This is a genomic window from Thioalkalivibrio sp. AKL7 (assembly GCF_000381705.1).
Taxonomy (GTDB): domain Bacteria; phylum Pseudomonadota; class Gammaproteobacteria; order Ectothiorhodospirales; family Ectothiorhodospiraceae; genus Thioalkalivibrio; species Thioalkalivibrio versutus.
In genome coordinates, this window is record NZ_KB906950.1 from 1 (window position 1) to 24,836 (window position 24,836).

Consider the following 24,836-nt stretch of genomic DNA (forward strand, 5'->3'; position numbering starts at 1 on the left):
CTCCGTGTTCGGCAGGCTTAGCAGAAACTCGATCGCCTTCAGATCCGTGGCCCCGAGGTACGAGGTCGTCGCGATCCGCAGCCTGGGTGCGCCATCAGCGGTCGGGGTTTCGGTAAAGCGCTTCAGCGTTTCGCGCAGGGCGCGAATCCCGCTCCACTTGATGAAGGACACCAGCCAATCGGCCCGCTCCGCACTGGCCAGCTCCTTCTCGATCTGCGTCACCAGACTCGGCGTGCGATCGGACCCGGTGAGCAGGCTGGACAGCGCCAACGGTATGTCCGGCCGCGGTGTCTCCTGTTGCCCCACCTGGTCGGCAGCCGGAGAGCGCACCTCCAACAACTGCCGAAACGGCGGCCGGGGAAGGTCTTCCTCGATCCCGGATAGCGGATGCCCCGCCGCAGCCAGCGCATCCGCCAGCCCCTGCACGGCCCGGGTCCAGTCCTCGTGTCCCTTCTCGCGCAGCTCACCCGCGCGCTCCCCGAGCCGCTGGGCCAGCTCGGCGACCAGGCTCATCGCGAGATCGTCGCCCTCCAGGCCCTGGCTCCAGCGGGCGTGCTCCTCCAGCCCCAAGGCCTCCAGCGCCTGCCGTACCCGAGGCGTATCCAACCGTTCATGCAGACCGACCCATTGGGCACCGGACAGGGATTTGGCGGCGTTATCTCGGCTCATCCGGAACGTGCGGCAATAAAGGCTTCGAGCAATGGGATGTCCGCAGGCGCAAGCTCGAGCCCTTGAGCCTCCAATGGCGACAACCAGCACCAGTGATCGTGCACCGTCAGCACCGGGCTCTCATCTTCCGTCCACGCCCGCAGCGCCACCAGCTCAAGGCCCCCATTACCCGGAATCGGTGTGCGCCCGACCTCTTCCCCCACCCGTATCTCCATCGCGAGCTCTTCACGGAATTCGCGGCACAACGCAGCCTCCAGGCTTTCGCCCGGCTCTGCCTTGCCCCCGGGGAATTCCCAACATCCCGCCAGCGCCTGATCGGCCCCGCGACGCGCCAGAAAGATACGCCCCTGTGCATCCTCCAGAATGCCGCAGACCACCACCGCCTGATTCACTTCCGTGAGCGTTTCCAACACCGGCTCTCCGTTTACTCTAGCCGGATCGTACCAGGGAACGCCGCCACGGCTACTGCAGAACCCCCAACTCCCAGAGACCGCCTGCTCTCTCTTCCCGGTTACGCCAATTCCGGGATAACGGTGATATCCCGTTTCTGTCTAGGACCGTGCTATCTAACGCCCGTACCGCGGATATCCCCGTCTCGAGCCGAACCATTCCACCCGCAAACCTTCCCCTGAGTCTCACCCACGTTCGACCGACAGACCGATGTAAGACATCACCAAACGCCGATTAATCCTGGTCCGAGCGTGTGTGGCGCGCTACCACTCGACGCGACACTTACTACCATGATAAAAGAATGGTTTACCAATAACGCTTTACCTGAAACACGAGACCCCCGGGGCAACATGCAGAACCCGCATATCACCAATATGACTGACGCCCTCGAATCTAATGTTAGGGCGATAATCAGAGAATGAAAGGATACGCTCGAAAACATTGGAAGGACTTTAGAGACGAAGTCATTGAGCTAGATGGCAGCGTTTGTAGTGTCTGTGGGCGCGGCGAGCCAGACGTTTACTTGCAAGTTCATAACAAGCGCTATATTCCAAACAAACTCCCGTGGGAATATGCATACACGGACTGCGCTACGCTATGCAAGGGATGCCATGCGGCAGAGCATGGGATAATACCTCCTAGGTTCGGCTGGGAATACGTTGGTTATGATGATCTGGGCGATCTTATTGGCACCTGTGAGTTATGTGGCAGTAGTTTACGTCACCAATTCTTTGTGTTTCATGACAGATGGGGCACTATGAAGGTCGGAACATACTGTTGTGACTCCTCGACGGACACAGAGGTCGCTTCGAACCTCGCCGACTCAAAAAAACGCCATGAAGACAGAAAAAGACGATTCATTCAATCAAGCAGATGGAAATTAAGCGGAAATATACACAAAATCAAACAAAAAAGATTTCCGTCGTTATAATGTCAAGTGATGGCTCATATCGTATTGCGATGAATGGCGCCAAAGGAAAATTGGTTTTCTCCACTATTGACGAAGCGAAAGAACACATATTTGAGGCGATTGAGAGTGGCAAAGCCGGTGAGTATCTTGCGAAGCATAAACAATTGCCCCAACACGGCACTTCAGGTGACCGCTGGCGCAGCGCGACGATAGGAGCGACGCGCCAGCGGTCACCTGAGTTCGGACGTTAGGCCCAGACAGACGCGTTATCAAACATTTTCGGCAAGCTGTTCCGTGAAGTTTTGGACAGGCCCAGTCGTCCCTTTTATAGAAGGAAGGAAGCCATGGCAGATTCGACTGTCTGTGGGAATTGTGGTGAAACGCTCACTGAGCTGGGTAGCACTTCTGTCGAGAAGCGTCAGCCCTGTCCCAGGTGCGGCTCGACTCGCAGGAATTTTTCAGTTGAGATAACGGATTCGGTCACCGCTTCAGCTAGCGTTACCGCTACCGTCGTCACGTACCCAAACGCGCTGCTGACCATTGCTCGGAGCCTGATTGATCAGGGGCACTTCAACATTTCGATCGTGACGTTGCTAATGGCTTGTGAGGTTGCTGCCGAACGCGCTTTCGACGCTGCGTACTCGGCCAAGAATCTGGAGACCCTGGGCGAAGCCGTAGATGGCCTGATGAACGGACATAACCTTGCGAACGATAAGCACCGAAAGCTCTACAACGCGCTCACCGGTGTGGAACTCGAGGGACAGTACTTCTGGCCGCGGTTCAAAAGCGCTTCCGAGAAACGGAACTCTATAGTCCACAGGGGCGGACACGCGAACAAAGACGAGGCTGAGGCCGCCTTGCAGGCGGCCAGAGAGTTGATAACGTATCTGAAGCAGATCTGAACTTCGTGAACTTCGGGGTCGAACCTTGCCTTTTGCCCTTAGTGACAGTGCACTCTTCCCGTCGAATGATTTTTATGACAGCACTGGCCGGGCGGTGAACTCTTCCGACAACCGCCACCATGAAACACGGTGTCAGTCTGATAGCCAGACCCCATGGTTACAGGGCCAGACCCAGCCAATGCTGGAAGACTCATAAACACTGCTACAGCGGCTAGAATCAAGATCCTCATACTCATTCCCCCTTGAAATTCAATTTAACTGCCTTCGGCGGCCTACCTAGGGCTCTCCCCCCCTACGCGATAAACCAACCGTTAACCAGCATAAACCAAAACAGCCTCGTCATCTCGCTCTTTCGTCGTGCCAATCTGGTCTTCACGCCCTCGACGTGGCGCAGATCGAGGGCAACATCGGCCCGTCGGTGCAGCCGAATGTGGCCGCGCGCTTCACCTGGTAGCCCTGCGGCGCCTAAACGAGGGACGGTTGCGTATGCCAGTGAAGCCGCCCGATGGGGCGGTAACGGCGGGGATTCTTAGCATGGGCCCCGGCATCATCTGGAGGGAGGCCAGAGGAAGTCGCGGGTAACCTCCCGCTGGGCCGTCCCGGGGAGACTTCTTTGGACCTTTCTCACTGCCCGTAGCTAATCCCCTCCCTCAAGGTCCACAACTTAGTACCTCGAAAGACAAATCCCGTTCGGCCGCCAAACATCCCGGGGCTATCAGTGACGGTTACTTTTTGGCCTCCCTGCATGACCACGCAGCGCCCCTGTTCTATGTAGGCCTCGAAGCTGCCCATATCGTCTGCACCTACGAATGACACCATATCTTGGATCCATTGCTCCTGAAGGCATGCAACGTAACCTTCATTCGTAGTTCCTTGCATTCCCCAAGCAGGAAGTGCGGTAACCGAAAAAGAAAATACCACCAATGTCATTATACGCTTCACTTTTACCCCCCCCTTTGAAACTCAACAACCTGCTAGCGCGTGCACCCCTGGACGCTGCTACCGTGCTTCACACGTACAATCGATGCGTCACGAATCTCATAATCCACTGTAATCCCGATAGCCGGGTATTTGTTCGACTGAATGCAGTATCCTCTTTTCTGCATCATGCTCCCCGGGTAAAGCTCATCGGCTCTCGTCTTAAAGTCCGCATCACGATGCGAGTACCAGCGAGAAATGATGTTATTGATCATCATCAGATTAGTATCCATCCCCACGTCGTGTTCTGACATGCACCCCGGATCGTCAAAGGTAATTGTGCCAACTCGACCCGTTAATGTTTCGTGAAAGTATCTACTCTTGTGGTCGGTCGTCTGAATGTAGGTGCAGTTCTGACCACGATCGTTTTGTATATGACCTCTCGACTGAAACTCGTTTGCCGCGTGCAGTGGAGCTGACGCAGCAAGAAGCAAGGCGAGACCAACTGCTACAGGGGCCCGGTTTTTCATGCGATCTCCTAGGTTCTTTATGTGGGTCTCAATGGATGAACTCTCCATGAGAAAGCATACGCGTTGAAGCTAGAAAACCCGAGCAACCCGGTCTGCATGGAACTGATCCAGTCGTGCAACGGGTGTCCCGCCCAATGAACACTCGTGAACTGCCCGACAACGGGGAGCAGGAGCGACCGCCGTGGTGGACATGCTACCTATGGGGCTATGAGTGTGCCTTCGAGCTGGAATAGGGGCTGAGCGCATACGTGGACCACGGGGTCAAACCTTGCCTTTTGCCCTGCGGCGTCCCTCTCTGAAGCATCCCACCACGCCGTTCCCGGCTAATAGGGTCGGACCACAATAAGCTGCTGATCCATGAACGCAATCCATCCTTATCCCTTATTTCGGGCTTGCCAGCGATTTTAACCGCTTAAACGCCACGTCCTGGCTGACGGGTCACTCTCGCCGCATCTTGCGCGAAAAAACGGTCTTTCACCGGCTCCAGACCAGATTGTTAAGCCTTTTTGAGCGGCAAATCAGTTGCGTATAGAGATTCGTCCCGGAATCCAGGACGGAGTGGATGGTTCGCCTGGAAGTGCGAACGTAAAGCGGTAGCAGTTCATCATCCGCACCGTCAGTCAGCGGCGTGGAATTCGCGGTATTCGTCGAGGAAGGCGAGGCGCGTGGTGTCGGTGAGGCGGTCGATGTAGAGCTTGCCGTCGAGGTGGTCGATCTCGTGCTGGAAGACGGTGGCGAGAAAGCCTTCGGGCTCCAGATGGCACGGCGTTCCGTCCGGCTCGCGGTAGTCCACGGCAATGTGCCGCGGTCGCGCAACTTCGCCACGCAGGCCGGGTACGGAGAGGCAGCCTTCCCAGTAGCGCTGCGGCGTCGGGTCGAGCACGGTCACGGCCGGGTTGACGAGAACCAGGCGGCCGGTGGGCACAGCATCGGGGTAGCGGCTGTTACCGGGCTCGATCTCGATCACGGCAACGCGTTGAGGCACACCGATCTGGGCGGCGGCCAGGCCGAGCCCTTCGTTGGCGTGCATGGTGTCGACGAGGTCGTCCACCAGGGCGTGCAGGTCGGGCCTGTCAAAATCGGATTCGGGTACCGGGTCGCAGACGCGACGCAGGTCGGGGTGTCCCATGCGCAGGATATGGCGAACGCTCATGGGAAAGATGGTGCCACAAGGGGGAAATAATGGTGGCCGGGGACGGAATCGAACCGCCGACACGGGGATTTTCAATCCCCTGCTCTACCGACTGAGCTACCCGGCCATACTTCGGGGGAATCGTCCTGCGGACGAAGGGCGGTATTAAAGCCGTCCGGCGGCCCCACGTCAAGCGCGCGGGACCGCCAGATCGATACGAGCCGCGGAAAACTGCGACTCAGGAGGCGTTCGGGTCGACGAAACCTTCCGGCTTTTCCGAACCGTCGCCGAACAGGAACTTCTCCATTTCCTCTTCGAGGAACTTGCGCGCCTTGGGGTCGACCGGGGTCAGGCGGTATTCGTTGATCAGCATGGTCTGGTGGCTCAGCCAGGCCTGCCAGGCCTCCTTGGACACGTTCAGGTAGATCTTCTTGCCCATCTCGCCGGGATAGGGCGGGAAGTCGAGCCCGTCCGCCTCTTTGCCGAGTTTCACGCAGTTAACGGTTCGTGCCATTGCCGGGATCCTTGTCGTCGTGCAGATAACGCTGGATGGGGGCCGGGATGCCGACCGCCCGTGATGTGCCGGGTTTATACCAAATCACCCTGTTCCCTTCCATGATCCCACACGCGCCAGCCGGGAGGTCGAAGGGCCGGATGCGCAGATCCAGGCGGTAGTGGCTGAAGCTGTGCTGGAGCCCGTGATCGGCACCGGACGGGGTAGCACCGGGCCACTGAACGAGCACCCAGTCTTCCAGGGCCTCGGCGGTTTCGGCCTCGGGCAGGCTGTAGAGCCCGCCCCAGATACCGTCCTGTTCGCGCTGGATCAACGCGATACCCTCCGGCGCCCGCAGACAGGCGGCCCAACGCGTGCGTGTGGGCAGATCGCGGCGCGGCCGGGGCGAAGGCAGCATGCCGGTCAGGCCCTGCTGCGCGGCGCCGCAGTCCGCGTGCACCGGGCAGGCCTCACAGGCGGGGCGGCTGCGAGAACAGAGCAGGGCGCCCAGGTCCATGATCGCCTGGGTGTAATCCGCGCAGCGTGTGGCAGGGGTACGCGCCTCGGCCTCGGCCCACAGTTCGCGCTGGACGGCGGTACTGCCCGGCCAGCCGTGGATCGCCGCGTGACGGGCGAGTACGCGCTTGGCATTGCCATCCAGGATGGCCTCGGGCACGTCGTGCGCCTGGGCGATGATGGCGGCGGCGGTGGAGCGCCCGATGCCCGGCAGTTGTTCCAGGCCCGCGCGCTCGGCGGGGAATACGCCCCCGTGTTCCTCGACCACCACCTGTGCGGCGCGGTGCAGGTTGCGCGCACGGGCGTAATAGCCAAGCCCCGACCACTGGTGCAGCACAGCGTCCTGCGGGGCCGTGGCAAGGCTTTGCACGTCGGGGAACTGCTCCATGAAGCGCAGGAAGTAGGGGACGACGGTCTCCACCCGGGTCTGCTGCAGCATGATCTCGGAGACCCACACCCGATAGGGCGTGCGCGGATGCTGCCACGGCAGGTCCTGGCGGCCGTGGCGATCGAACCAGGCGAGCAGCCGCTCGGCGAAGGCGTTCATGGGCGAATCGACCATGGCGGCACCCGCACCGGGGGCGGGCGCCGCGGGTGATCAGCGACTGCGGAAGCGATCCAGGAGCCGGTCGGACTCCTGCTCAATGCGCTCGCGGGCGCGCTCTTCTTCCTCGTCCAGGCGTTCGCGGACACGATCCTCTTCCTCTTGCACGCGTTCGCGGACCTCGCCCTCGTAACGGTCCCGCAGGGCGTCCTCCAGGTCGAGACGGAAGCTCGGGTCGGTGAACGTGCCGCTGATGCGGATCGGCAGCGTCACGCCGCGTAGATCGTCGAGTTCCCGGCCACCCTGGCCCTCCAGCGTGCCGACCACGGTGCTGTTCACGCGGTAGTCGAGGGTGTCGTCGTTCAGGTCGGCCTGGCCTTCGCCGCTCACCCGCAGCAGGGGCGAGCTGGCCGCCAGGTCCTCGTTGCGCACGATGCCGTCGCGAATGGTGAAGCTGCCGGTCAGTTCGCTGAAATCGGTCTGGTTGGGTTCTTCCTCCTCCAGCGACTCCCCGCGCAGACGGGCCTCGGCCCGGCGGATGATCTGGGCCACGTTGATGCCGCGAACGGCGCCATCCTCGAAGCGCATGTTGCCGGAGCCGTTCAGGGCACCCTTCAGCTCGCTCAGAAGCTCGCCCCGGGTGGCAATGTCCAGCTCCAGGTTGCCAGTACCCATCAGGCGCGCATCGTCGCCCTGAAAGTCTTCCAGCAGGGCCCCGATATCCAGGGCCTGCAGGTCGGCTGCCAGCTCGTAGCGCGGGGCATCGTGGCGCGCGTCCAGGCGCAGGCGGCTGCTCAGCTCGCCGTCGTAGGCCGCGGCATTCAGGGGCTGGATATTCCAGTCGCCCGCCTCGGCGCGGATCTGCAGCTCGATGTTGCGCAGGACCATGCCCATCACGTCGAGGCGGCCCAGCGCCGCGCTGCCATCCACATCGACGCTGCGCAGGGCCTCCAGCGGCAACTCGATGGCGATATCCTCGTCGGCTTCGCCATTGCCATTGCCGTTTTCCGTGCGCGCCTCTTCCACTTCCGGCGGCAGGTAGCGGTCGAGATTCAGGCGCTCGCCGGAGACATCGAAGGTAATCAGCGGACGTTCGCCGCGGCCATCCCAGCCCGCGGAACCGCTCAGCATGGCGTCATCCACGGTGATCAGGAACGGGTCCATGTTCAACGCCTGGAAGCTGCCGTGGGCGGACAGGTCCAGGGCAACCCGGGCCAGGGCATCCGGATCGCTGGTTCTGGGGGCGTCCATTCCCAGGTCGGTCAACACGTCCTTGAGGTTGAAGGTGTTGGTGCGCATCTCGCTCCGGATCTGCGGCTGCTCGCCATCCAGCTCGGACAGCTCGGCAAACCCGGTCATGCGCACGCCGGCGACACCCAGCGTCAGACGCTCCAGGCGCAGGGACATCGCGTCGGCCATTTCCAGGGCGACATCGGTTTCCAGGGTCATGCCCACGGCGCGCGGCAAGCCACCACCGTCGAGGCCCAGGGTGGCGTTCAGACGACGCACGGAGTAGCGCTCGTTGAGCAGGTCGACGTTCATCAGCCCGCCGAGGTCGAGCGCGAGCTCCACGGGTTCGGCCAGATCGCCGCCCTCGGCGCGCACGACCGCTTCCAGATCCAGCCGCGTCTCGACGCCCGGGCGGAAGCGCCCAATCTGCAGCTCGAACGGGTCCAGGGTGGCCTGCATGCCGGTCTCGCGATCATCCCAGTGCACCCGGGCATTGGTCAGGGAGATTCCGGCCACGTCGATGCGCTGCAGGGCCAGCCGGGTCTCGGTCGTGGTGCGCTCGTCGTCATCCGCACCCACGGCCTCGTCGCGGGCGGCGCCCGCGTGATCCAGCAGGTCGTCCCAGTTGTTGCGGCCCTGTTCGTCACGCGCCAGGTTCAGACGCACGCCGTCGGCCTGCACGCGCTGGACCTCCAGCTCGCGGCGCAGCAGCGGCATCACCGCCACCGCGACATCCACCACGTCGACCTCGGCGAACGGCTCGTCGCCAAAGCCCTCGGCATTGCCGAAGCGCACCTCTTCCAGACGCAGCCCAAGGCTGGGGAACAGGGTCAGGCCGATCGGCCCGGAGAGGGTCAGCTCGCGCCCGGTCGCTTCCTGCACCTCCGCTTCGATGCGCTCCTTGTAATCATTGGCATCGAAGGTGATCAGCAGGTAGGCGGCCACGATGATGGCCAGCAGGATCAGTACGGCGATCAGGCCCAGCAGGCGCTTGATCCATTTCATTCGGAATCTCCTTTCGGTTCGGCCCGCCAGGTGCCACTGCGGCCCCCGCGTTTCTCGAGCAGGCGAACACCATCAATTTGCATGCCGCGATCCACGGCCTTGCACATGTCATAAACCGTCAGCAGCGCAGTGGATACGGCGGTCAGCGCCTCCATCTCCACCCCGGTCTGGGCGTGCACCTCGCAGGTGGCCTGCACGCGCACGGCGGTGTCTTCCGTCTCCAGATCCAGGGCCACCCGGGTCAGGCCGATCGGGTGGCAAAGCGGGATCAGGTCGCCGGTCTTCTTGGCCCCCATGATGCCAGCCACGCGGGCAATACCCAGGACGTCCCCTTTCGCATGGCGGCCTTCGCGGATGCGCTGCAGGGTGTCCGGCTGCATGTGGATCCGGCCCTCGGCGATCGCCACGCGATGGGTGACGGACTTTTCGCCAACATCGACCATGTGCGCATGGCCTTCGGCATCGAAGTGAGTGAATTCGTTCATGCCGGCTATAATGCTTGACTCGCAGTCATGTTTACAGGGGCCGGAATGACCGTAAGCGTTCACTATTTCGCGCGATTGCGCGAGGAACTGGGCCGCCAGGGCGAAGAAGTGGCCCTGCCCGGAGAAGGCCTGACCGTCGGCGAGCTGTGGCGGCACCTGCACCAGGATGCCCCCCCGGAACGCCTGATGGCCGCGGTCAACCAGGAACAGGCGAGCCTGGAGACCCCGGTGCGCGATGGCGACGAGGTCGCCTACTTCCCGCCGGTGACCGGGGGCTAGGGTGGCGGTCGAGATCCACACCCGCGACTTCGACCCCTGGGAGGTCGTCCGCCAGGCCGAGCAATCCATCCCGGCGAACGCCCGCGGCGCGGCCAGCGTTTTCGTCGGCCGCATGCGCGACTTCAACGAGGACGAGGACGTGACCGGCCTGTTCCTGGAGCACTATCCGGGGATGACCGAGCGCGAGCTGGAGCGCATCGTCGCCGAGGCCGAGGCGCGCTGGCCGCTGCTGGGCTGCCATGTGGCCCACCGCGTCGGCGATGTGCGTCCCGGCGATGCCCTGGTGCTGGTGGCCACCTGGTCCGCCCACCGCATCGCCGCCCGCGACGCCTGCAGTGACATCCTCGAACGCCTGAAGCACGAGGCCCCGTTCTGGAAACGCGAGACCCTCACCGACGGCAGCAGCCGCTGGGTGGAGAAAAACACCCCGGGCTTCTGACCCCACCGCCCTGTTCGCATCCCCGGTAGGAGCCTGCTTGCAGGCGAACGCCCCTGCCCGCGTCCGACTTTGGCAGGAGCATTCGCCTGCAAGCAGGCTCCCACGGGGCCCAGCTCAGGACATGGGGCATCCCGGCCACCCCCACATCGTCATCCCGGAAACCGCACAGCGGTTATCCGGGATCTCCACCGCCGGAGATGACCCGGGCGTCCGCGGAGGCTCCAGCGCGGGAGATCCCGCGCTCTCCGCTTCGCTCCGGCCGGGATGACGGGGGTGAGCCGGAGGATCAGGCCGGCTTAACAGTGGACACGGCGGTGTGCCGGGTGACGGAGCTGCGCGCGGGCGCACTGGAACACGGCCGGTCTTCAGCGCAGGGTGAGGAAGAGGGTCTGGTTGCCGCGACGCAGTTGCAGCTCCAGGGTCTGGTGTGCGGCCAGTTGTTGCGGCAGGTCGGACAGGCGCTGGATGCGATGGCGGTTGATGGCCAGCAGCACGTCGCCCGCGCGCAGGCCGGCGCGCGCCCCCGGGGTGCCGGGCTCGACCGCGATCACCGCCACGCGACTGCCCCCGTCGCGCCCGGTGGCCTCGGACAAGCGAACACCCTCCAGCCGCGGGTGCACGGCCGCGCCCTCGATGCGCCGCTCTTCGGGGCGATCCAGGCGGGCGACGATCCGCTGTTCGGCCCCGTCGCGCAGGACATCCAGGCGCACATCGGAACCGGCGCGCAGCAGGCCGAGCCGGTTGCGCAGGTCGCCGGCGCTGCGCACCGGCTGGTCGTCCGCCCGCAGCACGATATCTCCGCTCTGGAGGCCGGCGCGTTCGGCGGCGGATCCACGCACCACCCGCGTGATCACGGCGCCCTGGGAAATATCCAACTCAAAGGCCTGGGCCAGCGCCGGGGTCAGATCCTGCATCTCCACGCCCAGCGCGCCGCGTTCGACACGACCCTCCGCCAGCAAATGGTCGCGAATCTGGCTGGCCATGTTGGCGGGGATCGCGAAGCCGATGCCAATGTTGCCCCCGCCGCGCGCGAGAATGGCGGTATTGATTCCGACCAGCTCGCCACGCAGGTTGACCAGCGCCCCGCCGGAGTTGCCAGGGTTGATGGAGGCATCGGTCTGGATGAAGTCCTCGAAGCCGTCACCACCCAGTCCGCTGCGGCCCAGGGCACTGACGATGCCGCTGGTCACCGTCTGGCCGAGGCCGAAGGGGTTGCCGATGGCGACCACGAAGTCGCCCACGCGCAGGGCGTCGGAGTCCGCCAGCGGGATCGCCTGCAGGTCCTCCGCGTCGATGCGGATCACGGCGACGTCGGTGGCCGGGTCGGTGCCCACCACCTCGGCCTCGTACTGGCGGCCATCGAAGAGGGTGACCAGGATCGCGTCGGCGCGCGCGATCACGTGGCTGTTGGTCAGGATGGTGCCGGCCTCGGCGTCCACGATCACGCCGGAGCCCAGACCCTGGCGTTCCCGCTCACGCGAACGCTCGGGGACATCGAAGAACCGGCGGAAGAAGGGGTCGTCGAAGAGCGGGCTGACCGACTCCACCACCCGCGCGCGGGTGGCAATGTTCACCACCCCGGGGATGGTGCGCTCGAGCATGGGCGCCAGGGAGGGCAGGGGCTGACCGTCCACCGCGGCCGGGAGCTGGGCGGCGGCCGGTGCGGCCCCGAGCAGGGCCAGGGCCAGGATCAGAAGGGGAACCAGCCGACGCATGGGCGATCCTCGATCAGGGCGCCAGGTTGGCACGCGGGGCGAAGGACGACTCCTTGGCCATCTTGCGGTACCAGTCACCGGCCTCGTCCTCCGGCGGGACCTGCACCAGCAGCTTCAGGTAGAGATCACCCGGTGGCTTGCCCGGCAGTCCCTTGCCCTTCAGGCGCATCTGCTTGCCCGACTGGGTGCCGGCCGGGACCTTCAGGTTGACCCAGCCATGCGGCGTGGGCACCTCGATCGTCGCGCCCAGCGCGGCCTCCCAAGGGGTGATCGGGATGTCGCGGTAGAGGTTGCGACCGTCCAGCGTGTAGCGATTATCCGGCTTGACCCGGATCTCCAGCAGCAGGTCGCCGGCGCCACCACTGCCAACGCCCGGGTCGCCCTGGCCGCGCACCCGCAGGCGCGAGCCATCCTTGGCCCCGGCGGGGATGCGCACGCGCTGCACCCGACCCTCGGCATCCTGAACCGAGACCTCGGTGCCCTTGAGCGCCTGATCCAGGCTGATGTCCACGCGCCCCTCGCGGTCGGCGCCGCGCATGTTGAAGCCGGCCCCACCACGGCGACGCCCCCCACCCATGCCGCCACCGCCGAAGATCGAGTCGAAGAAGTCCGAGAAGCCACCGGCATCGGCGCCCCCACGGGCACCGCCGTATTGCGCCCGGCCGTCCCAGCCGGGCGGCGGACGAAAGTCCTGTCCCTGGCGCCAGTTAGAGCCCAGCTGGTCGTAGGCCTTGCGCTTTTCCGCGTCGCCCAGGGCCTCGTAGGCCTCGTTGACCTCCTTGATGCGGGTCTCGGCGTCCGGGTCCTTGCTGACATCCGGGTGGTACTTGCGCGCCAGCTTGCGGTAGGCCTTCTTGATCTCGTCCTGGCTCGCGTCGCGGCTCACACCGAGGACCTTGTAGTAGTCCTTGTATTCCATTGCTTTCCTCGAGCGGTTGCGGCTGCGTCCTCGGGTGACACCCGGATCCCGCCAGTGGGCATGATAGCCGGGATGCGGCTGTCACCCCGGGAGACAGGAGCCGCAGAAAAAGATCCGTGCCTCCCTAGGGAAACACTGATCAATGTACACGTTCGCGCTCGAGTCGCTTTTGCGTGCGAACAAGGCGCGGCGACTGCCGTGCAGTCATTCTGCACAAGGGAGCCGCAACGCCGTGCGCGCGCAAAAGCGGCCGAGCCCCGTCTTTCAATAGCTTGTGGGGTTGGCACCCCAGGTTCCCCGATCCTGCGTTGCGCCGCTTGCGGGTAGAACCACTACCCGCTGCACGACGCGCCTTGTCTCGGAAAACCTGGGGTGCCAACGCGAACGTGTACATTGATCAGTGTTTCCCTAGGTTCAAAAAAACGGGCGCCACCGCGGGTGGAACCCGGGGCAGCGCCCGTGTCTCGCCCGGTGGGCGAGCATCCCCACCGGGCACGTGAGGCCGGATCAGTTCTCGATCTGGATCCGACGCGGCTGCACGCGGGCCTGCTTCGGGATGCGCACCTCCAGCACGCCGTTCTCGCTGCGCGCGGAGATGTTTTCGGCATCCGCCGTATCCGGCAGCGAGAAGCGGCGGAAGAACGAGCCACGCACGCGTTCGATGCGCTTGTAGCCATCCTTCTCTTCCTCGCTTTCGTGCTTGCGCTCGCCGCGCAGGGTCAGCACGCCATTTTCCATGTGCAGTTCGATGTCCTTCGGGTCCACCCCGGGGATATCGGCATGCAGCACGTAGGCATCGGTCTCTTCGCGGATGTCCACTGCGGGGGCCCAGTCGGAGGTCGCGGCGGAGTCCTCGGTGCCGGGCATGTCCGGCATGCGCCCAAGTTCGCGCGACAGTTGACCGAGCAGGCTGAACGGTTCGTAGCGGGTCATGGTCATGGTGTTCCCTCCTGTGTGGGTGTCATCTGACTCACCCTTACAGTTAGGGGACACTTCCCGCGTTTTCAAGGGCCTGAGGGAGACGGCGCTCACTGTACTCGCCCGCACTCGCGCCGATTGTGCAGGCTGATGAACGCCTCCCTTACACACGGCGAAACTCCCTCAGCTTGTAGTCATCGTCGGTGATCAGTTCGAACACGCCATGCACGCCGCGCTGATCCAGATGGCTGCGCAGCAGCCGCGCCGGGAATTGCACGCTTTCGCCGCTGTCGGCCTGCGCAAAGACCACCGCGGCGCGGCCAGTGTAGTAGTCCTCCATCTCCTGGCGCGAGATCGCCAGGCGCAGGCGAAACCGGCGCATGGGCTATTCCAGGTTTTGCACCTGCTCGCGCAGCTGCTCGATCAGGACCTTCATTTCCACTGTGGCACGAGTGATCTCCAGATCGTGCGACTTGGAGGAGATGGTGTTGGCCTCGCGGTTGAACTCCTGCATCAGGAAGTCGAGCCGCCGACCGCTGGGCCCGCCCTGGTCCAGGATCTCGCGCACGGCCGCCACGTGACCGTCGATGCGATCCAGCTCCTCGGCGATATCCATGCGCTGGGCCAGCAACGCGACCTCCTGTTCCAGGCGTTTCGGGTCCAGGTGCAGGTCCAGTTCACGGATGCGCGCCAGGATGCGTTCGCGCTGCTCGTCGAGCATCGGCTGACGCCGCGAGTGGACCGTCCGGGCATGCTCCGCCAGGGCCTCCAGGCGCGTGCGCATGCCATCGGCCAGGGCCGCCCCCTCCGTCGTGCGCATCGCGACCAGGGCCTCCAGCGCGGTGTCGAAGCCGGCCAGTAGTGGCTCCGCCAGGACCTCGCCGGCATCCGAGGCGCCCTGCAGGACGCCGGGCCAGCTCAGCACGTCCAGTGGCGAGACCGGGGCCGGATCGCGCATCCTTCGCTCGATCGCCGCGCAGGCATCGATCAGCGCCTGCGCGCGCTCCTGATCGAAGGCCTCCGGGGCGTTGTCCGCCTGGCCCCGGTCACGCAGCACCACGTCCACCTTGCCGCGTGCCAGGTGGCCCTTGAGGCGTTTACGCACCTCGGCCTCCAGCGAGCGCAGGTGATCCGGCAGGTGGATCCGCAGCTCCAGGTAGCGGTGATTGACGCTCTTGAGCTCCCAGTCGAACACGCCCCCATCCAGGGTGATGGCGTGCCGGGAAAATCCGGTCATGCTGGTAATCATTATTCCCCCGTTGCGGTCCCTGCTGCGCAAGGCATGAGTGTAGTGCGTCGCCCCATCGGGCGACGCACTACACTCATGCCCGTATACTGCGCCCCTCTCAAATCTAGCAAGGATCACAGCATGCGACCCAGTGGCCGAGCAGCCGACGCGATGCGCCCCGTGCGTTTTACCCGCCATTTCACCCGTCACGCGGAGGGTTCCGTACTGGTGGAATTCGGGGACACGCGCGTGCTGTGCAACGCCACGGTGGAGTCGCGCGTGCCGCCGTGGTTGAAGAACAAGGGCCGCGGCTGGGTCACCGCCGAATACAGCATGCTGCCGCGCTCCACCCACGAGCGCATGGTGCGCGAGGCCGCCCGGGGCAAGCTGGGCGGTCGCACCATGGAGATCCAGCGCCTGATCGGCCGCTCGCTGCGTGCCGCGGTCGATCTCGAGGCCCTCGGCGAACGCCAGATCATCGTCGACTGCGACGTGATCCAGGCCGATGGCGGCACCCGCACGGCCGCGATTAGCGGGGCCTACGTCGCGCTGCGCGATGCCATCCGCAAGGCACGCGAACAGGGCCTGATCCGCAAGGACCCGCTGCACGGGCACCTGGCAGCGGTCTCGGTGGGCATCTTCAATGGCACGCCGGTGCTGGACCTCGATTACGACGAGGACTCCCAGGCCGAGACCGACCTGAACCTGGTGATGAACGAGGCCGGCGGGGTGATCGAGATCCAGGGCACGGCCGAGGGCCACGCCTTCCGCCGCGACGAGCTGGACCAGATGCTGGATCTGGGCGAGAAGGGCATCCGCGAGATCTGCGAGGCCCAGAGCGCCGTTTTGGCCGAAGGCTGATTTAGGCCATGGTCGGCGAACCCCGACGCGTGGTGCTGGCCACCGGCAACCCCGGCAAGCTGCGCGAGATCCGCGCCTTGCTGGAGCCACTGGGCCTGGCGATCGAGCCACAATCGGAGCATGGCGTGCCGGAGGCCGAAGAGACCGGCCTGACGTTTGTGGAGAACGCCATCCTGAAGGCGCGCAACGCCGCCCGGCATACCGGACTGCCGGCGATCGCCGACGACTCCGGGCTGGAGGTGGAGGCCCTGCGCGGCCAGCCGGGGATCTACTCCTCGCGCTACGCCGGTACGGACGCCGACGATGCCGCCAACAACGCGCGGCTGATGGAGGCGTTGCAAGGCGTGCCACCGGAACAGCGGGGTGCGCGTTTCCGCGCCGTGGTGGTGTACCTGGAACACGCCGAGGACCCGGCCCCGCTCATCGTCGAGGGCGTGTGGCCCGGACGCATCGCCGAGCAGGCCAGCGGCGCCGAGGGCTTCGGCTACGACCCGTTGTTCTTCGTTCCGGAGGAAGGCTGCACCTCGGCCGAACTGGACCCGGCAACCAAGAACCGCCTGAGCCACCGCGGCCAGGCCCTGCAACAGCTCGTGGCCAGCCTGCGCAACCGTATGGGCAACCCGACGGCCTGACACCCGGTCCTGCCTGGCTCCCGGGCCTGGCCCCGATGCGGGCCCGAACATGCGCCGGGGTGTCGTTGGGAGGTTACTCGCTGCGCTCGCCCTGCGGGCCGGCCTGCGGCCGTTCAACGCGCTTCGCGCTTTTGTGCCACGGCCCCTACGGAGCCTCGCAACGACGGGGACAAAAAACACCGTCATCGCGAGGCGCGCAGCGCCGTGGCGATCGGCGCGAAAACCCAGACGTCGGAGGCCGCAATGACGGGACTGGGTGCTTTCGACGCCACCCGGGGGCTCGCCTATGCTCCGCACATGAACTCCGCCCTGATCCATCCGCCGCCACTGGCGCTGTACGTCCACCTGCCCTGGTGCGTGCGCAAGTGCCCGTACTGCGACTTCAACTCCCACGAGCCCCGCGGCGAGGCGCCGTTCGACGACTACGTGGCGGCGCTGCTGCGGGATCTGGAGGGCCAGCTCCCGGATGTATGGGGGCGACGGCTGGAGAGTGTGTTCATCGGTGGCGGGACCCCGAGCCTGTTCCCGCCGGAGGCGCTGGACGCTCTCATGTCCGGTCTGCGTGCCCGGCTGCCGCTGCGCCCGGACTGCGAGGTGACCCTGGAGGCCAACCCTGGCACCGCCGATCGCGCCTACTTTCGCGGCTACCGCGAGGCCGGGGTCAATCGGCTGTCGCTGGGTGTCCAGAGCTTCGACGATGCGATGCTCGCCCGGCTGGGCCGCATCCACGGCGCCACCGAGGCCCGCGACGCGGTGGAACATGCCCGGGCCGCCGGCTTCGAGGCGATCAATCTGGATCTGATGTTCGGCCTGCCGGGTCAGTCGGTGGCGGCCGGGCTGGCGGACCTGCAGGCGGCCATCGAACAGGACCCGGGGCACATCTCCTGGTATCAGCTGACCCTCGAGCCGAACACCCTGTTCGCGGCGCGCCCACCCGAACTGCCGGAGGACGTCACAATCGAGGAATTGTTTACTCGCGGCCAGTCCTATCTGGCGGCGGCTGGCTATACTCGATACGAGATATCCGCCTATGCACGCGCGGGGCAGGAATGTCGCCACAACCGCAATTACTGGACCTTCGGCGACTATCTCGGCATTGGCGCCGGGGCCCACGGCAAGCTGACGCAGGTGCACGATGGCACAATCCTGCGGCGGATGAAGCCACGCCAGCCGGAGGCCTATCTCGCCGGGCCGCAGCAGCACAACGATCAGACCGTGCCGACGGCGGAGCGCCCCTTCGAGTTCATGCTGAACGCGCTGCGACTGGTGGAAGGTGTTCCGGCCGCGAGCTTCGAGGCGCATTGCCGCCTGCCGCTGGCGGCGCTCGAGCCGGCGCTTTCCGAACTGCGCGCGGACGGGCTGCTGGGGGCGGATACGGAGCGCCTGCAGGCCACGGAACGGGGCCTGGCGTTTCTCAATGACGTGCTGGAGCGTTTTCTTCCGGAAGGGACTCCGCAGGACTCGATCGCCACGCCGATAGCCTGGCCCGCGGGCCGGGAGGAGGGTCGATAATGCGTCCCGTCGAGTTTGTTGGTTTCGCCTGCCCCTGGTGCGGCGAGCCCGGCGAGATCACGGTGGACATGGTCAGCAATGACCGCGAATGGGTCGAGGACTGCGCGGTGTGCTGTGCCCCCATCGTGTTCCGCCGCGTGGATGCCGGCGACGAGGAGATTCCGCGCGTCGCTGCCCAGCGGGAGGGCGAGTGAGCGCGGCGCCACCGTATACCCCGATCGACTGCGAGCGCTATTCCGAGCTGGAGCTGGCCATCCTGCACGGTCAGTCCCTGCGCACGCACTGGCGCCGCGGGGAGATGGACCGCATCGCGATCGTGCGGCCGCTGGACTTGCGCACCCGGCGCAGCGCGGAGTACCTGATCCTGCGTGACGCCGAGGGCCGGCGGCAATGGTGGCGCCTGGACCGGCTGATCAGCTTCGAGCCGGTCCCGGGCTGAACGCCATCCGGGCTGCGGCCGGTGAGGTGGCTCGTCTGCTTGCGGCACCCCAGAAAACACGGGGGAAGGCGAAGAACCCCTTGGGGGGCATCTGTGACCGGTTCTTTCGGCGACTCGCCACCCCCGAGAACCCAATTCCGCTGAGCCAGAATAGCCTTCTCTATGCTCCCCGTGCCTTCTGTGGGGCAATCAGAAGGGCTCGCAGCGCCAGCCCGGGAAGGGGCCGGCTGCGTGGGGCGATCGCTTCGCTGACTCTCGCGATGACAGGGGCCGGGCGTAGCCCGGCCCCTGTCAGCTGCGCTTCATCTGGTCGAAGAACTCGGAATTGGTCTTGGACGACTGCATGCGGCCAAGCAGGAATTCCATGGCCTCGATGTCGTCCATGCCGTGGAGGAACTTGCGCAGGATCCAGAGCTTTTGCAGCTCGTCGGGTGCGGTCAGCAGCTCCTCGCGGCGGGTGCCGGAACGGTTCACGTTGATCGCCGGGTAGATACGCTTCTCCGCGATGCGCCGCTCCAGCTGGAGCTCCATGTTGCCGGTGCCCTTGAACTCCTCGTAGATCACCTCGTCCATCTTCGACCCGGTCTCGACCAGCGCGGTGGCGATGATGGTCAGGCTGCCGCCCTCTTCCACGTTGCGCGCGGCACCGAAGAAGCGCTTCGGGCGGTGCAGGGCGTTGGCATCCACACCACCGGTGAGCACCTTGCCGGAGCTGGGGGAGACGGTGTTGTAGGCACGCGCCAGGCGGGTGATGGAATCCAGCAGGATCACCACGTCGCGCTTGTGCTCGACCAGGCGCTTGGCCTTCTCGATCACCATCTCGGCGACCTGCACGTGGCGCTGGGCCGGCTCGTCGAAGGTGGAGGAGACGACCTCGCCCTGGACCATGCGGTCCATCTCGGTCACCTCTTCCGGGCGCTCGTCGATCAGCAGGACGATCAGATAGCACTCGGGGTAGTTGCCGGCGATGCTCTGGGCGATGTTCTGCAGCATCAGCGTCTTGCCCGCCTTGGGCGGGGAGACGATCAGGCCGCGCTGGCCCTTGCCGAACGGCGAGACGATGTCGATGATCCGCGCGGTGATGTCCTCGGTGGAGCCATTGCCGCGCTCCATGCGCATGCGCTTGTTGGCATGCAGCGGGGTGAGGTTCTCGAACAGCACCTTGTGCTTGGCGTTCTCCGGCGGCTCGAAGTTGATCTCCGAGACCTTCAACAGCGCGAAATAGCGCTCGTTGTCCTTGGGCGGGCGGATCTTGCCGGAGATGGTATCGCCGGTGCGCAATCCGAAGCGTCGGATCTGGCTGGGCGAGACATAGACGTCGTCCGGCCCGGCCTGATAGGAGCTGTCGGCACTGCGGAGAAAGCCAAAGCCGTCGGAGAGGATCTCGAGGACACCGTCGCCAAAGATGGCTTCGCCGCTCTTCGCGTGAGCCTTGAGCAGGGCGAAGATGATCTCCTGCTTGCGGGCACGGGACGTGTTCTCGATGCCTTGTTCTTCGGCAAAGGCCACGAGATCGGCAGCGGACATCCGCTTCAATTCGGTCAGATTCATGCGTGGGATGCTGTGTTCAACGTGGATGATCGGCGACCGGGGGTGGTCACTCGGATTGACTAGAAGGAGGCAGGGAATGGCCTGGCGGCCACTCGAACTGGTTCGATGGTAAGCGAGGCGGCGGCGCGGGGCAACCCCGGTGAAGCCGGGCGCCTGCGAGGCCTGGCGGTTAACCGCCAGGCCCAAGCATTAAAGGTGTTGGTCCAGGAACGCGGTCAGCTGCGACTTGGACAGGGCACCGACCTTGGTGGCCTCGACATCGCCGTTCTTGAACAGCATCAGCGTCGGGATCCCGCGGATGCCGTATTTCGGCGGCGTGGACGGGTTTTCGTCGATGTTCAGCTTGGCGACCTTGACCTTGCCGGCGTATTCTTCGGCGATTTCGTCCAGAATGGGGGCGATCATCTTGCAGGGCCCGCACCACTCGGCCCAGTAGTCCACCAGGACCGGCTGATCCGCCTTCAGGACGTCCTCGTCGAAACCGGCGTCCGATGTGTACACAATTTTCTCGCTCACTCCGAGCCCTCATGACTTGGGTTGGGGGAGCAGCCCGCACCGCCGGCTGCACGGCCCTTACTATCGACGATCAACGCCGGACAGTTCAAGTAATACGCAGGAACCGAGGAACCCCATGACCGAAACCGTGCAGGACACCCCCCGTTTCGACCAGCTCGATCTGCCCGAACCCGTCCAGGCGGGCATCCGCGCCACCGGTTTCGCAACCTGCACCCCGATCCAGGCACAGACCCTGCCGATCGCCCTGGCCGGCCACGACGTCGCCGGCCAGGCCCAGACCGGGACCGGCAAGACGGCCGCCTTCCTGATCGCGACCTTCAACCGCCTGCTGCGCCAGCAGCCGTCGCCCAACCGGCGGCCGACGGACGTGCGCGCCCTGATCCTGGCCCCGACCCGCGAACTGGCGATCCAGATCCACAAGGATGCCGAATCGCTGGGCGCCGAGACCGGGCTGAAGCTCGCGCTGGCCTACGGCGGCACCGGCTACGACAGCCAGCGCGAACAGCTGGAGGCCGGCGCCGACATCCTGATCGGCACGCCCGGACGCATCATCGACTACTTCAAGCAGAAGGTCTTCGGGCTCAAGCATACGGAGGTGGTGGTGCTGGACGAGGCGGATCGCATGTTCGATCTCGGCTTCATCAAGGATGTGCGCTTTCTGATGCGTGGCTGCGCGCCGGCCAGCGAACGCCTGTCGATGCTGTTCTCCGCCACACTGTCCTTCCGCGTGATGGAGCTGGCCTACGAGCACATGAACAATCCGGAAAAGGTCCAGGTCGAGGCCGAGACCCTGACTGCCGACCGCGTGCGCCAGGTGATTTACTACCCGGCCAATGACGAAAAGATCCCGCTGCTCCTCGGGCTCGCACGCGACCTCAAGCCGGAGCGCGCCATCGTGTTCGTGAACACCAAGCATGGCGCCGAGAAGGTCTGCGACTGGCTGAACGTGAACGACCAGAAGGCCGCGCTGCTGTCCGGCGACGTGCCGCAGAACAAGCGCTCGCAGCTGCTGGAACACTTCGCCGCTGGCGAATACACCTACCTGGTGGCGACCGACGTGGCCGCCCGCGGGCTGCACATCCCGGCGGTCACGCATGTCTTCAACTTCGATCTGCCGCAGTCCGGCGAGGACTACGTGCACCGTATCGGGCGCACCGCACGTGCGGGCGCCGAAGGTGACGCGATCAGCTTCGGCTGCGAGGACTCGGCCTTCTACCTGCCGGATATCGAGAGCTACCTGGGCGAGCGCATCCCCACCGCGAGCGTGGACCCGGCACGCCTGTTCCAGGATGCGGTCAAGCCGAAGCCACGCCCGCGCAAGCCGCGCGACGATCGCCGCGGTGGCCCGCGCTCCGGCGGAGGCGGCCGCCCCGGAGGCAGCCGCCCGCAGCGCAGCGGCAACCGGGGCTGAGCGGACGCGGGAAAACCACAGAAAAAGATGGTGCCGGCGAGAGGAGTCGAACCTCCGACCTATCGATTACGAATCGATTGCTCTACCAACTGAGCTACACCGGCGAAGCGCGACATGATAGCGAGGGCCGGTGCCGACCACAATCCGGCGAGCCCGGACAATCGACCGATCACCGGCTCAGGAGCGGCGGCGGCCCACGCGGAAGACGACGTCCACACCCTCGAGCTCCTTGCCTTCCGGCAGGGCGGGCAGATCGGAGATGTCGATCCGCGCCGGATCCACGTCTTCCAGTTGCCCGGTATCGGTATGGAACAGGTGGTGATGCGGATTCAGGTTGGAGTCGTAGAACAGCTTGGCCGGATCAATCACGACCTCGCGCACCAGCCCCTTCTCGGCGAACAGGTTCAGGGTGTTGTACACCGTGGCCTTGGACACCCGCGAGGCATGCCGCATTAGCTGCCCGAGGATTTGCTCGGCGCTGAGGTGCTGATGGCGGGCAAACATCACGCGGGCAATCTCGACGCGCTGCTCGGTCGGGGAGATCGCGTGCTCGCGCAGCATTTCGCGCGCGGCGTGGACCGAGAGCAGATCCGGGTTGTTGGAGTCGATGTTCATGATTCCGACGATATAACAGGGATCTGGAGCAAGTCCATATCCCGCTTTCCGGGGACCGGTGAGGCCGGGAAGCCTGATAGAATGGAGCGGGTGATGGGAATCGAACCCACATTAAGAGCTTGGGAAGCTCCCGTTCTACCATTGAACTACACCCGCTTGCGGCGCCGATTGTAGGCCTTGTCGGCCTCCGGCTCAACGGTAAACTGAGCAGTCGAAGAACCATGCAGATTCAGCTGAACGGCGAACCCATTGAACTCCCCGATGATCGCGAGGCCACCCTGGCCGCGCTGATCGAGGCACGCGGCCTTGGCGGCCGCCGTCTGGCGGTGGAGGTGAACGAAGAGCTGGTCCCGCGCAGCGAGCACGCGGCCCATCCTCTGAAACCCGGGGATCGCGTGGAGATCGTGCAGGCAATCGGGGGCGGCTAGATTGCCCAGCCGCCCGGCCTGCGACCACTTTTCAACGAAGGAATGACCATGACCGAATCGGCCGCGTCCGGCGACGACCTGTTCCGCGTAGGCACGCGCGAGTTCACCTCCCGCCTGCTCGTTGGGACCGGCAAGTACCGCGATCTTGACCAGACCCGCGACGCCATCGAGGCGAGCGGCGCGGAGATCGTGACCGTCGCCATCCGCCGCACCAACATCGGCCAGAACCCGGACGAACCCAACCTGCTGGACGTGATCTCGCCGGAGCGCTACACGCTGCTGCCGAATACTGCCGGCTGCTTCAATGCCGAGGATGCGATCCGCACCTGCCGCCTGGCGCGCGAGCTGCTCGACGGCCACAACCTGGTGAAGCTGGAGGTCCTGGGCGACGAGAAGACCCTGTACCCGGACGTCTTCGAGACCGTGAAGGCCGCCGAGACGCTGGTGGCCGAGGGCTTCGACGTGATGGTCTACACCACCGACGACCCGCTGCTGGCGAAGCGCCTGGAAGACATCGGCTGCCTGGCGATCATGCCGCTGGCCGCGCCGATCGGCTCGGGCCTGGGCATCCAGAATCGCTACAACATCCGCGAGATCGTGGAGAACGCCTCGGTTCCGGTGCTGGTGGATGCCGGAGTCGGCACCGCCTCGGACGCCGCGATCGCAATGGAGCTGGGCTGCGACGGCGTGCTGATGAACACCGCCATCGCCGCGGCCGATGACCCGGTGCTGATGGCCTCGGCCATGCGCCACGCGATCATCGGCGGGCGTCAGGCCTTCCGCGCCGGGCGCATGGCGCCGCGGCGCTACGCCTCGGCCTCCTCGCCGCAGACTGGCCTGTTCTTCAGCTGAGCATGAGCGACCACGCCAACGCCGAGACGGACGACAAGCCGTTCTACCGCCGCATCCGCAGCTTCGTGCGCCGCGAGGGCCGGCTGACGCCGGGCCAGCAGCGGGCCCTGGACGAACTGTCCCCGCGCTTTGGCCTGCAGCTACCGGAACCCGCGGCACCGCTGGACCTGACTTCCGTTTTCGGGCGCACGGCACCCGTGACGCTGGAGATCGGCTTCGGGGACGGCGAGAGCCTGGCCGAGCAGGCGGAAAACCAGCCGGAACGCGACTTCATCGGTACCGAGGTCCATCGACCGGGGGTCGGGCATCTGCTGCGCGAGGTGGAGCAGCTCGGCCTGACCAATGTGCGCGTCAGCGACGTCGATGCGGTGGAACTACTGGAGCACTACCTGACGCCCGCCAGCCTGGACTGCGTGCAGGTGTTCTTCCCCGACCCTTGGCACAAGAAGCGCCACCACAAGCGGCGCCTGATCCAGCCGGCCTTCGTGCGCCACCTGGCGACGCGCATCCGGCCGGGCGGGCGGCTGCATCTGGCAACCGACTGGGCCGAATATGCCGAACACATGATGGTGGTGCTGGAGGAATGCCGGCCATGGTTCGTGCCGGACGGCCCGATCCCGGCTCCCGGCCGGCCACCGGAGCGCCCGGTGACCAAGTTCGAACGGCGCGGGGAGCAACGCGGCCACCAGGTCGCCGATCTGCTCTACCGACGCACCGACGAACCCGCCTGATGATAC

General features: G+C 65.1%; 28 protein-coding genes, 3 tRNA genes and 1 pseudogene. 13 read left to right on the forward strand and 19 right to left on the reverse strand.

Annotated features, from left to right (window positions below; genetic code table 11):
- Both G315_RS14160 and G315_RS0106980 read right to left on the reverse strand, forming a co-directional pair.
- Positions 1 to 669: pseudogene (locus G315_RS14160) on the reverse strand (DUF3427 domain-containing protein); the annotation flags it as partial.
- Entirely contained in the window at positions 666 to 1,079 is a 414-nt protein-coding gene (locus G315_RS0106980) for a (deoxy)nucleoside triphosphate pyrophosphohydrolase (protein ID WP_026304726.1), read from the reverse strand. The gene G315_RS0106980 and the pseudogene G315_RS14160, both read right to left, overlap by 4 nt.
- A gap of 913 nt (positions 1,080 to 1,992) precedes the next feature.
- Between G315_RS0106980 and G315_RS14545 the strand changes: the two genes are divergently transcribed.
- Entirely contained in the window at positions 1,993 to 2,280 is a 288-nt protein-coding gene (locus G315_RS14545) for a hypothetical protein (protein WP_155986091.1), read from the forward strand.
- 93 nt (positions 2,281 to 2,373) lie between these two features.
- Positions 2,374 to 2,931: a zinc ribbon domain-containing protein gene (locus G315_RS0106985; RefSeq protein ID WP_018175533.1), complete on the forward strand. Its 558-nt coding sequence runs from the start codon at positions 2,374 to 2,376 to the stop codon at positions 2,929 to 2,931.
- A gap of 974 nt (positions 2,932 to 3,905) precedes the next feature.
- On the opposite strand, the gene G315_RS14550 is transcribed toward G315_RS0106985, so the two are convergent.
- The 7 genes from G315_RS14550 to moaC form a co-directional block, all read right to left on the reverse strand.
- On the reverse strand, positions 3,906 to 4,379 hold the full coding sequence (locus G315_RS14550; protein ID WP_155986092.1) for a hypothetical protein: 474 nt from the start codon (positions 4,377 to 4,379) through the stop codon (positions 3,906 to 3,908).
- Between the two features lie 616 nt (positions 4,380 to 4,995).
- Positions 4,996 to 5,532, reverse strand: coding sequence for a peptide deformylase (gene def, locus G315_RS0107000; protein WP_018175530.1), 537 nt, complete (start codon positions 5,530 to 5,532; stop codon positions 4,996 to 4,998).
- Between the two features lie 30 nt (positions 5,533 to 5,562).
- A tRNA-Phe gene (locus G315_RS0107005) sits at positions 5,563 to 5,638 on the reverse strand.
- 111 nt (positions 5,639 to 5,749) lie between these two features.
- Positions 5,750 to 6,025, reverse strand: a complete 276-nt coding sequence (locus G315_RS0107010; protein WP_038032041.1) for an oxidative damage protection protein — start codon at positions 6,023 to 6,025, stop codon at positions 5,750 to 5,752.
- Positions 6,009 to 7,067: an A/G-specific adenine glycosylase gene (mutY, locus tag G315_RS0107015; RefSeq protein WP_018175529.1), complete on the reverse strand. Its 1,059-nt coding sequence runs from the start codon at positions 7,065 to 7,067 to the stop codon at positions 6,009 to 6,011. Before mutY ends, G315_RS0107010 begins: the two co-directional genes overlap by 17 nt.
- Positions 7,068 to 7,118: 51 nt before the next feature.
- Positions 7,119 to 9,299 (reverse strand): AsmA family protein, encoded by a 2,181-nt coding sequence (locus G315_RS0107020; RefSeq protein ID WP_018175528.1) that lies wholly within the window; start codon positions 9,297 to 9,299, stop codon positions 7,119 to 7,121.
- Positions 9,296 to 9,784, reverse strand: a complete 489-nt coding sequence (gene moaC / locus G315_RS0107025; protein WP_018144867.1) for a cyclic pyranopterin monophosphate synthase MoaC — start codon at positions 9,782 to 9,784, stop codon at positions 9,296 to 9,298. Before moaC ends, G315_RS0107020 begins: the two co-directional genes overlap by 4 nt.
- 45 nt (positions 9,785 to 9,829) lie before the next feature.
- Between moaC and moaD the strand changes: the two genes are divergently transcribed.
- Together moaD and G315_RS0107035 are read left to right on the forward strand one after the other, a co-directional pair.
- Positions 9,830 to 10,063 (forward strand): molybdopterin converting factor subunit 1, encoded by a 234-nt coding sequence (gene moaD, locus G315_RS0107030; protein WP_018144868.1) that lies wholly within the window; start codon positions 9,830 to 9,832, stop codon positions 10,061 to 10,063.
- A 1-nt stretch (position 10,064) separates the two neighbouring features.
- Positions 10,065 to 10,502 (forward strand): molybdenum cofactor biosynthesis protein MoaE, encoded by a 438-nt coding sequence (locus G315_RS0107035; protein WP_018175527.1) that lies wholly within the window; start codon positions 10,065 to 10,067, stop codon positions 10,500 to 10,502.
- A gap of 365 nt (positions 10,503 to 10,867) precedes the next feature.
- Here G315_RS0107035 and G315_RS0107040 read toward each other — a convergent pair whose 3' ends face one another.
- The 5 genes from G315_RS0107040 to G315_RS0107060 all read right to left on the reverse strand — a co-directional run bounded on the left by G315_RS0107040 (position 10,868) and on the right by G315_RS0107060 (position 15,303).
- Complete coding sequence (locus tag G315_RS0107040; protein ID WP_018175883.1) at positions 10,868 to 12,217, reverse strand: Do family serine endopeptidase; 1,350 nt, start codon at positions 12,215 to 12,217, stop codon at positions 10,868 to 10,870.
- A gap of 13 nt (positions 12,218 to 12,230) precedes the next feature.
- Positions 12,231 to 13,136: a DnaJ C-terminal domain-containing protein gene (locus G315_RS0107045; RefSeq protein ID WP_018144871.1), complete on the reverse strand. Its 906-nt coding sequence runs from the start codon at positions 13,134 to 13,136 to the stop codon at positions 12,231 to 12,233.
- Positions 13,137 to 13,643: 507 nt separating this feature from the next.
- Positions 13,644 to 14,075, reverse strand: coding sequence for an Hsp20/alpha crystallin family protein (locus G315_RS0107050; RefSeq protein ID WP_018175884.1), 432 nt, complete (start codon positions 14,073 to 14,075; stop codon positions 13,644 to 13,646).
- Positions 14,076 to 14,217: 142 nt separating this feature from the next.
- Complete coding sequence (locus tag G315_RS0107055) at positions 14,218 to 14,436, reverse strand: DUF2835 family protein (protein ID WP_018144873.1); 219 nt, start codon at positions 14,434 to 14,436, stop codon at positions 14,218 to 14,220.
- 3 nt (positions 14,437 to 14,439) lie between these two features.
- Positions 14,440 to 15,303: a YicC/YloC family endoribonuclease gene (locus G315_RS0107060; RefSeq protein ID WP_026182059.1), complete on the reverse strand. Its 864-nt coding sequence runs from the start codon at positions 15,301 to 15,303 to the stop codon at positions 14,440 to 14,442.
- A 120-nt stretch (positions 15,304 to 15,423) separates the two neighbouring features.
- Here G315_RS0107060 and rph point away from each other — a divergent pair, with 120 nt between their 5' ends.
- From rph to G315_RS0107085, 5 genes are all read left to right on the forward strand, one after another.
- Complete coding sequence (gene rph / locus G315_RS0107065) at positions 15,424 to 16,143, forward strand: ribonuclease PH (protein ID WP_018948416.1); 720 nt, start codon at positions 15,424 to 15,426, stop codon at positions 16,141 to 16,143.
- Positions 16,144 to 16,151: 8 nt separating this feature from the next.
- A complete protein-coding gene (rdgB, locus tag G315_RS0107070; RefSeq protein ID WP_018175886.1) occupies positions 16,152 to 16,775 on the forward strand; it encodes an RdgB/HAM1 family non-canonical purine NTP pyrophosphatase in 624 nt (207 codons plus the stop codon).
- A 243-nt stretch (positions 16,776 to 17,018) separates the two neighbouring features.
- Positions 17,019 to 18,287: a radical SAM family heme chaperone HemW gene (gene hemW / locus G315_RS0107075; RefSeq protein ID WP_019612208.1), complete on the forward strand. Its 1,269-nt coding sequence runs from the start codon at positions 17,019 to 17,021 to the stop codon at positions 18,285 to 18,287.
- Positions 18,287 to 18,481, forward strand: a complete 195-nt coding sequence (locus G315_RS0107080) for a CPXCG motif-containing cysteine-rich protein (protein WP_018144878.1) — start codon at positions 18,287 to 18,289, stop codon at positions 18,479 to 18,481. Before hemW ends, G315_RS0107080 begins: the two co-directional genes overlap by 1 nt.
- Positions 18,478 to 18,726 carry a transcriptional antiterminator, Rof gene (locus G315_RS0107085; RefSeq protein ID WP_018144879.1) on the forward strand — a complete coding sequence of 83 codons (249 nt, stop codon included), beginning with the start codon at positions 18,478 to 18,480 and terminating at the stop codon, positions 18,724 to 18,726. The genes G315_RS0107080 and G315_RS0107085 overlap by 4 nt, the downstream gene beginning before the upstream one ends.
- Before the next feature lie 291 nt (positions 18,727 to 19,017).
- Here G315_RS0107085 and rho read toward each other — a convergent pair whose 3' ends face one another.
- Entirely contained in the window at positions 19,018 to 20,277 is a 1,260-nt protein-coding gene (gene rho / locus G315_RS0107090; RefSeq protein ID WP_018144880.1) for a transcription termination factor Rho, read from the reverse strand.
- A 189-nt stretch (positions 20,278 to 20,466) separates the two neighbouring features.
- Complete coding sequence (trxA, locus tag G315_RS0107095; RefSeq protein ID WP_018144881.1) at positions 20,467 to 20,793, reverse strand: thioredoxin TrxA; 327 nt, start codon at positions 20,791 to 20,793, stop codon at positions 20,467 to 20,469.
- A gap of 115 nt (positions 20,794 to 20,908) precedes the next feature.
- On the opposite strand from trxA, the gene G315_RS0107100 reads away from it, so the two are divergent.
- Positions 20,909 to 22,204 (forward strand): DEAD/DEAH box helicase, encoded by a 1,296-nt coding sequence (locus tag G315_RS0107100; protein ID WP_018144882.1) that lies wholly within the window; start codon positions 20,909 to 20,911, stop codon positions 22,202 to 22,204.
- Positions 22,205 to 22,232: 28 nt separating this feature from the next.
- Here G315_RS0107100 and G315_RS0107105 read toward each other — a convergent pair.
- The 3 genes from G315_RS0107105 to G315_RS0107115 form a co-directional block, all read right to left on the reverse strand.
- Positions 22,233 to 22,308 (reverse strand) — tRNA-Thr (locus tag G315_RS0107105).
- A 73-nt stretch (positions 22,309 to 22,381) separates the two neighbouring features.
- The gene (locus G315_RS0107110) at positions 22,382 to 22,819 is read right to left on the reverse strand and encodes a Fur family transcriptional regulator (RefSeq protein WP_018144889.1); all 438 of its coding nucleotides are present in this window, start codon (positions 22,817 to 22,819) and stop codon (positions 22,382 to 22,384) included.
- Between the two features lie 82 nt (positions 22,820 to 22,901).
- Positions 22,902 to 22,975: transfer RNA gene (locus tag G315_RS0107115), tRNA-Gly, on the reverse strand.
- 65 nt (positions 22,976 to 23,040) lie between these two features.
- On the opposite strand from G315_RS0107115, the gene thiS reads away from it, so the two are divergent.
- Genes thiS through trmB form a run of 3 tightly spaced genes read left to right on the forward strand, consistent with a single transcriptional unit; the run spans position 23,041 to position 24,830 of the window.
- Positions 23,041 to 23,247, forward strand: coding sequence for a sulfur carrier protein ThiS (gene thiS / locus G315_RS0107120; protein ID WP_018144890.1), 207 nt, complete (start codon positions 23,041 to 23,043; stop codon positions 23,245 to 23,247).
- 48 nt (positions 23,248 to 23,295) lie between these two features.
- Positions 23,296 to 24,099, forward strand: a complete 804-nt coding sequence (locus tag G315_RS0107125) for a thiazole synthase (RefSeq protein ID WP_018144891.1) — start codon at positions 23,296 to 23,298, stop codon at positions 24,097 to 24,099.
- A 2-nt stretch (positions 24,100 to 24,101) separates the two neighbouring features.
- On the forward strand, positions 24,102 to 24,830 hold the full coding sequence (trmB, locus tag G315_RS0107130; protein ID WP_018144892.1) for a tRNA (guanosine(46)-N7)-methyltransferase TrmB: 729 nt from the start codon (positions 24,102 to 24,104) through the stop codon (positions 24,828 to 24,830).
- Positions 24,831 to 24,836: the final 6 nt, after the last annotated feature.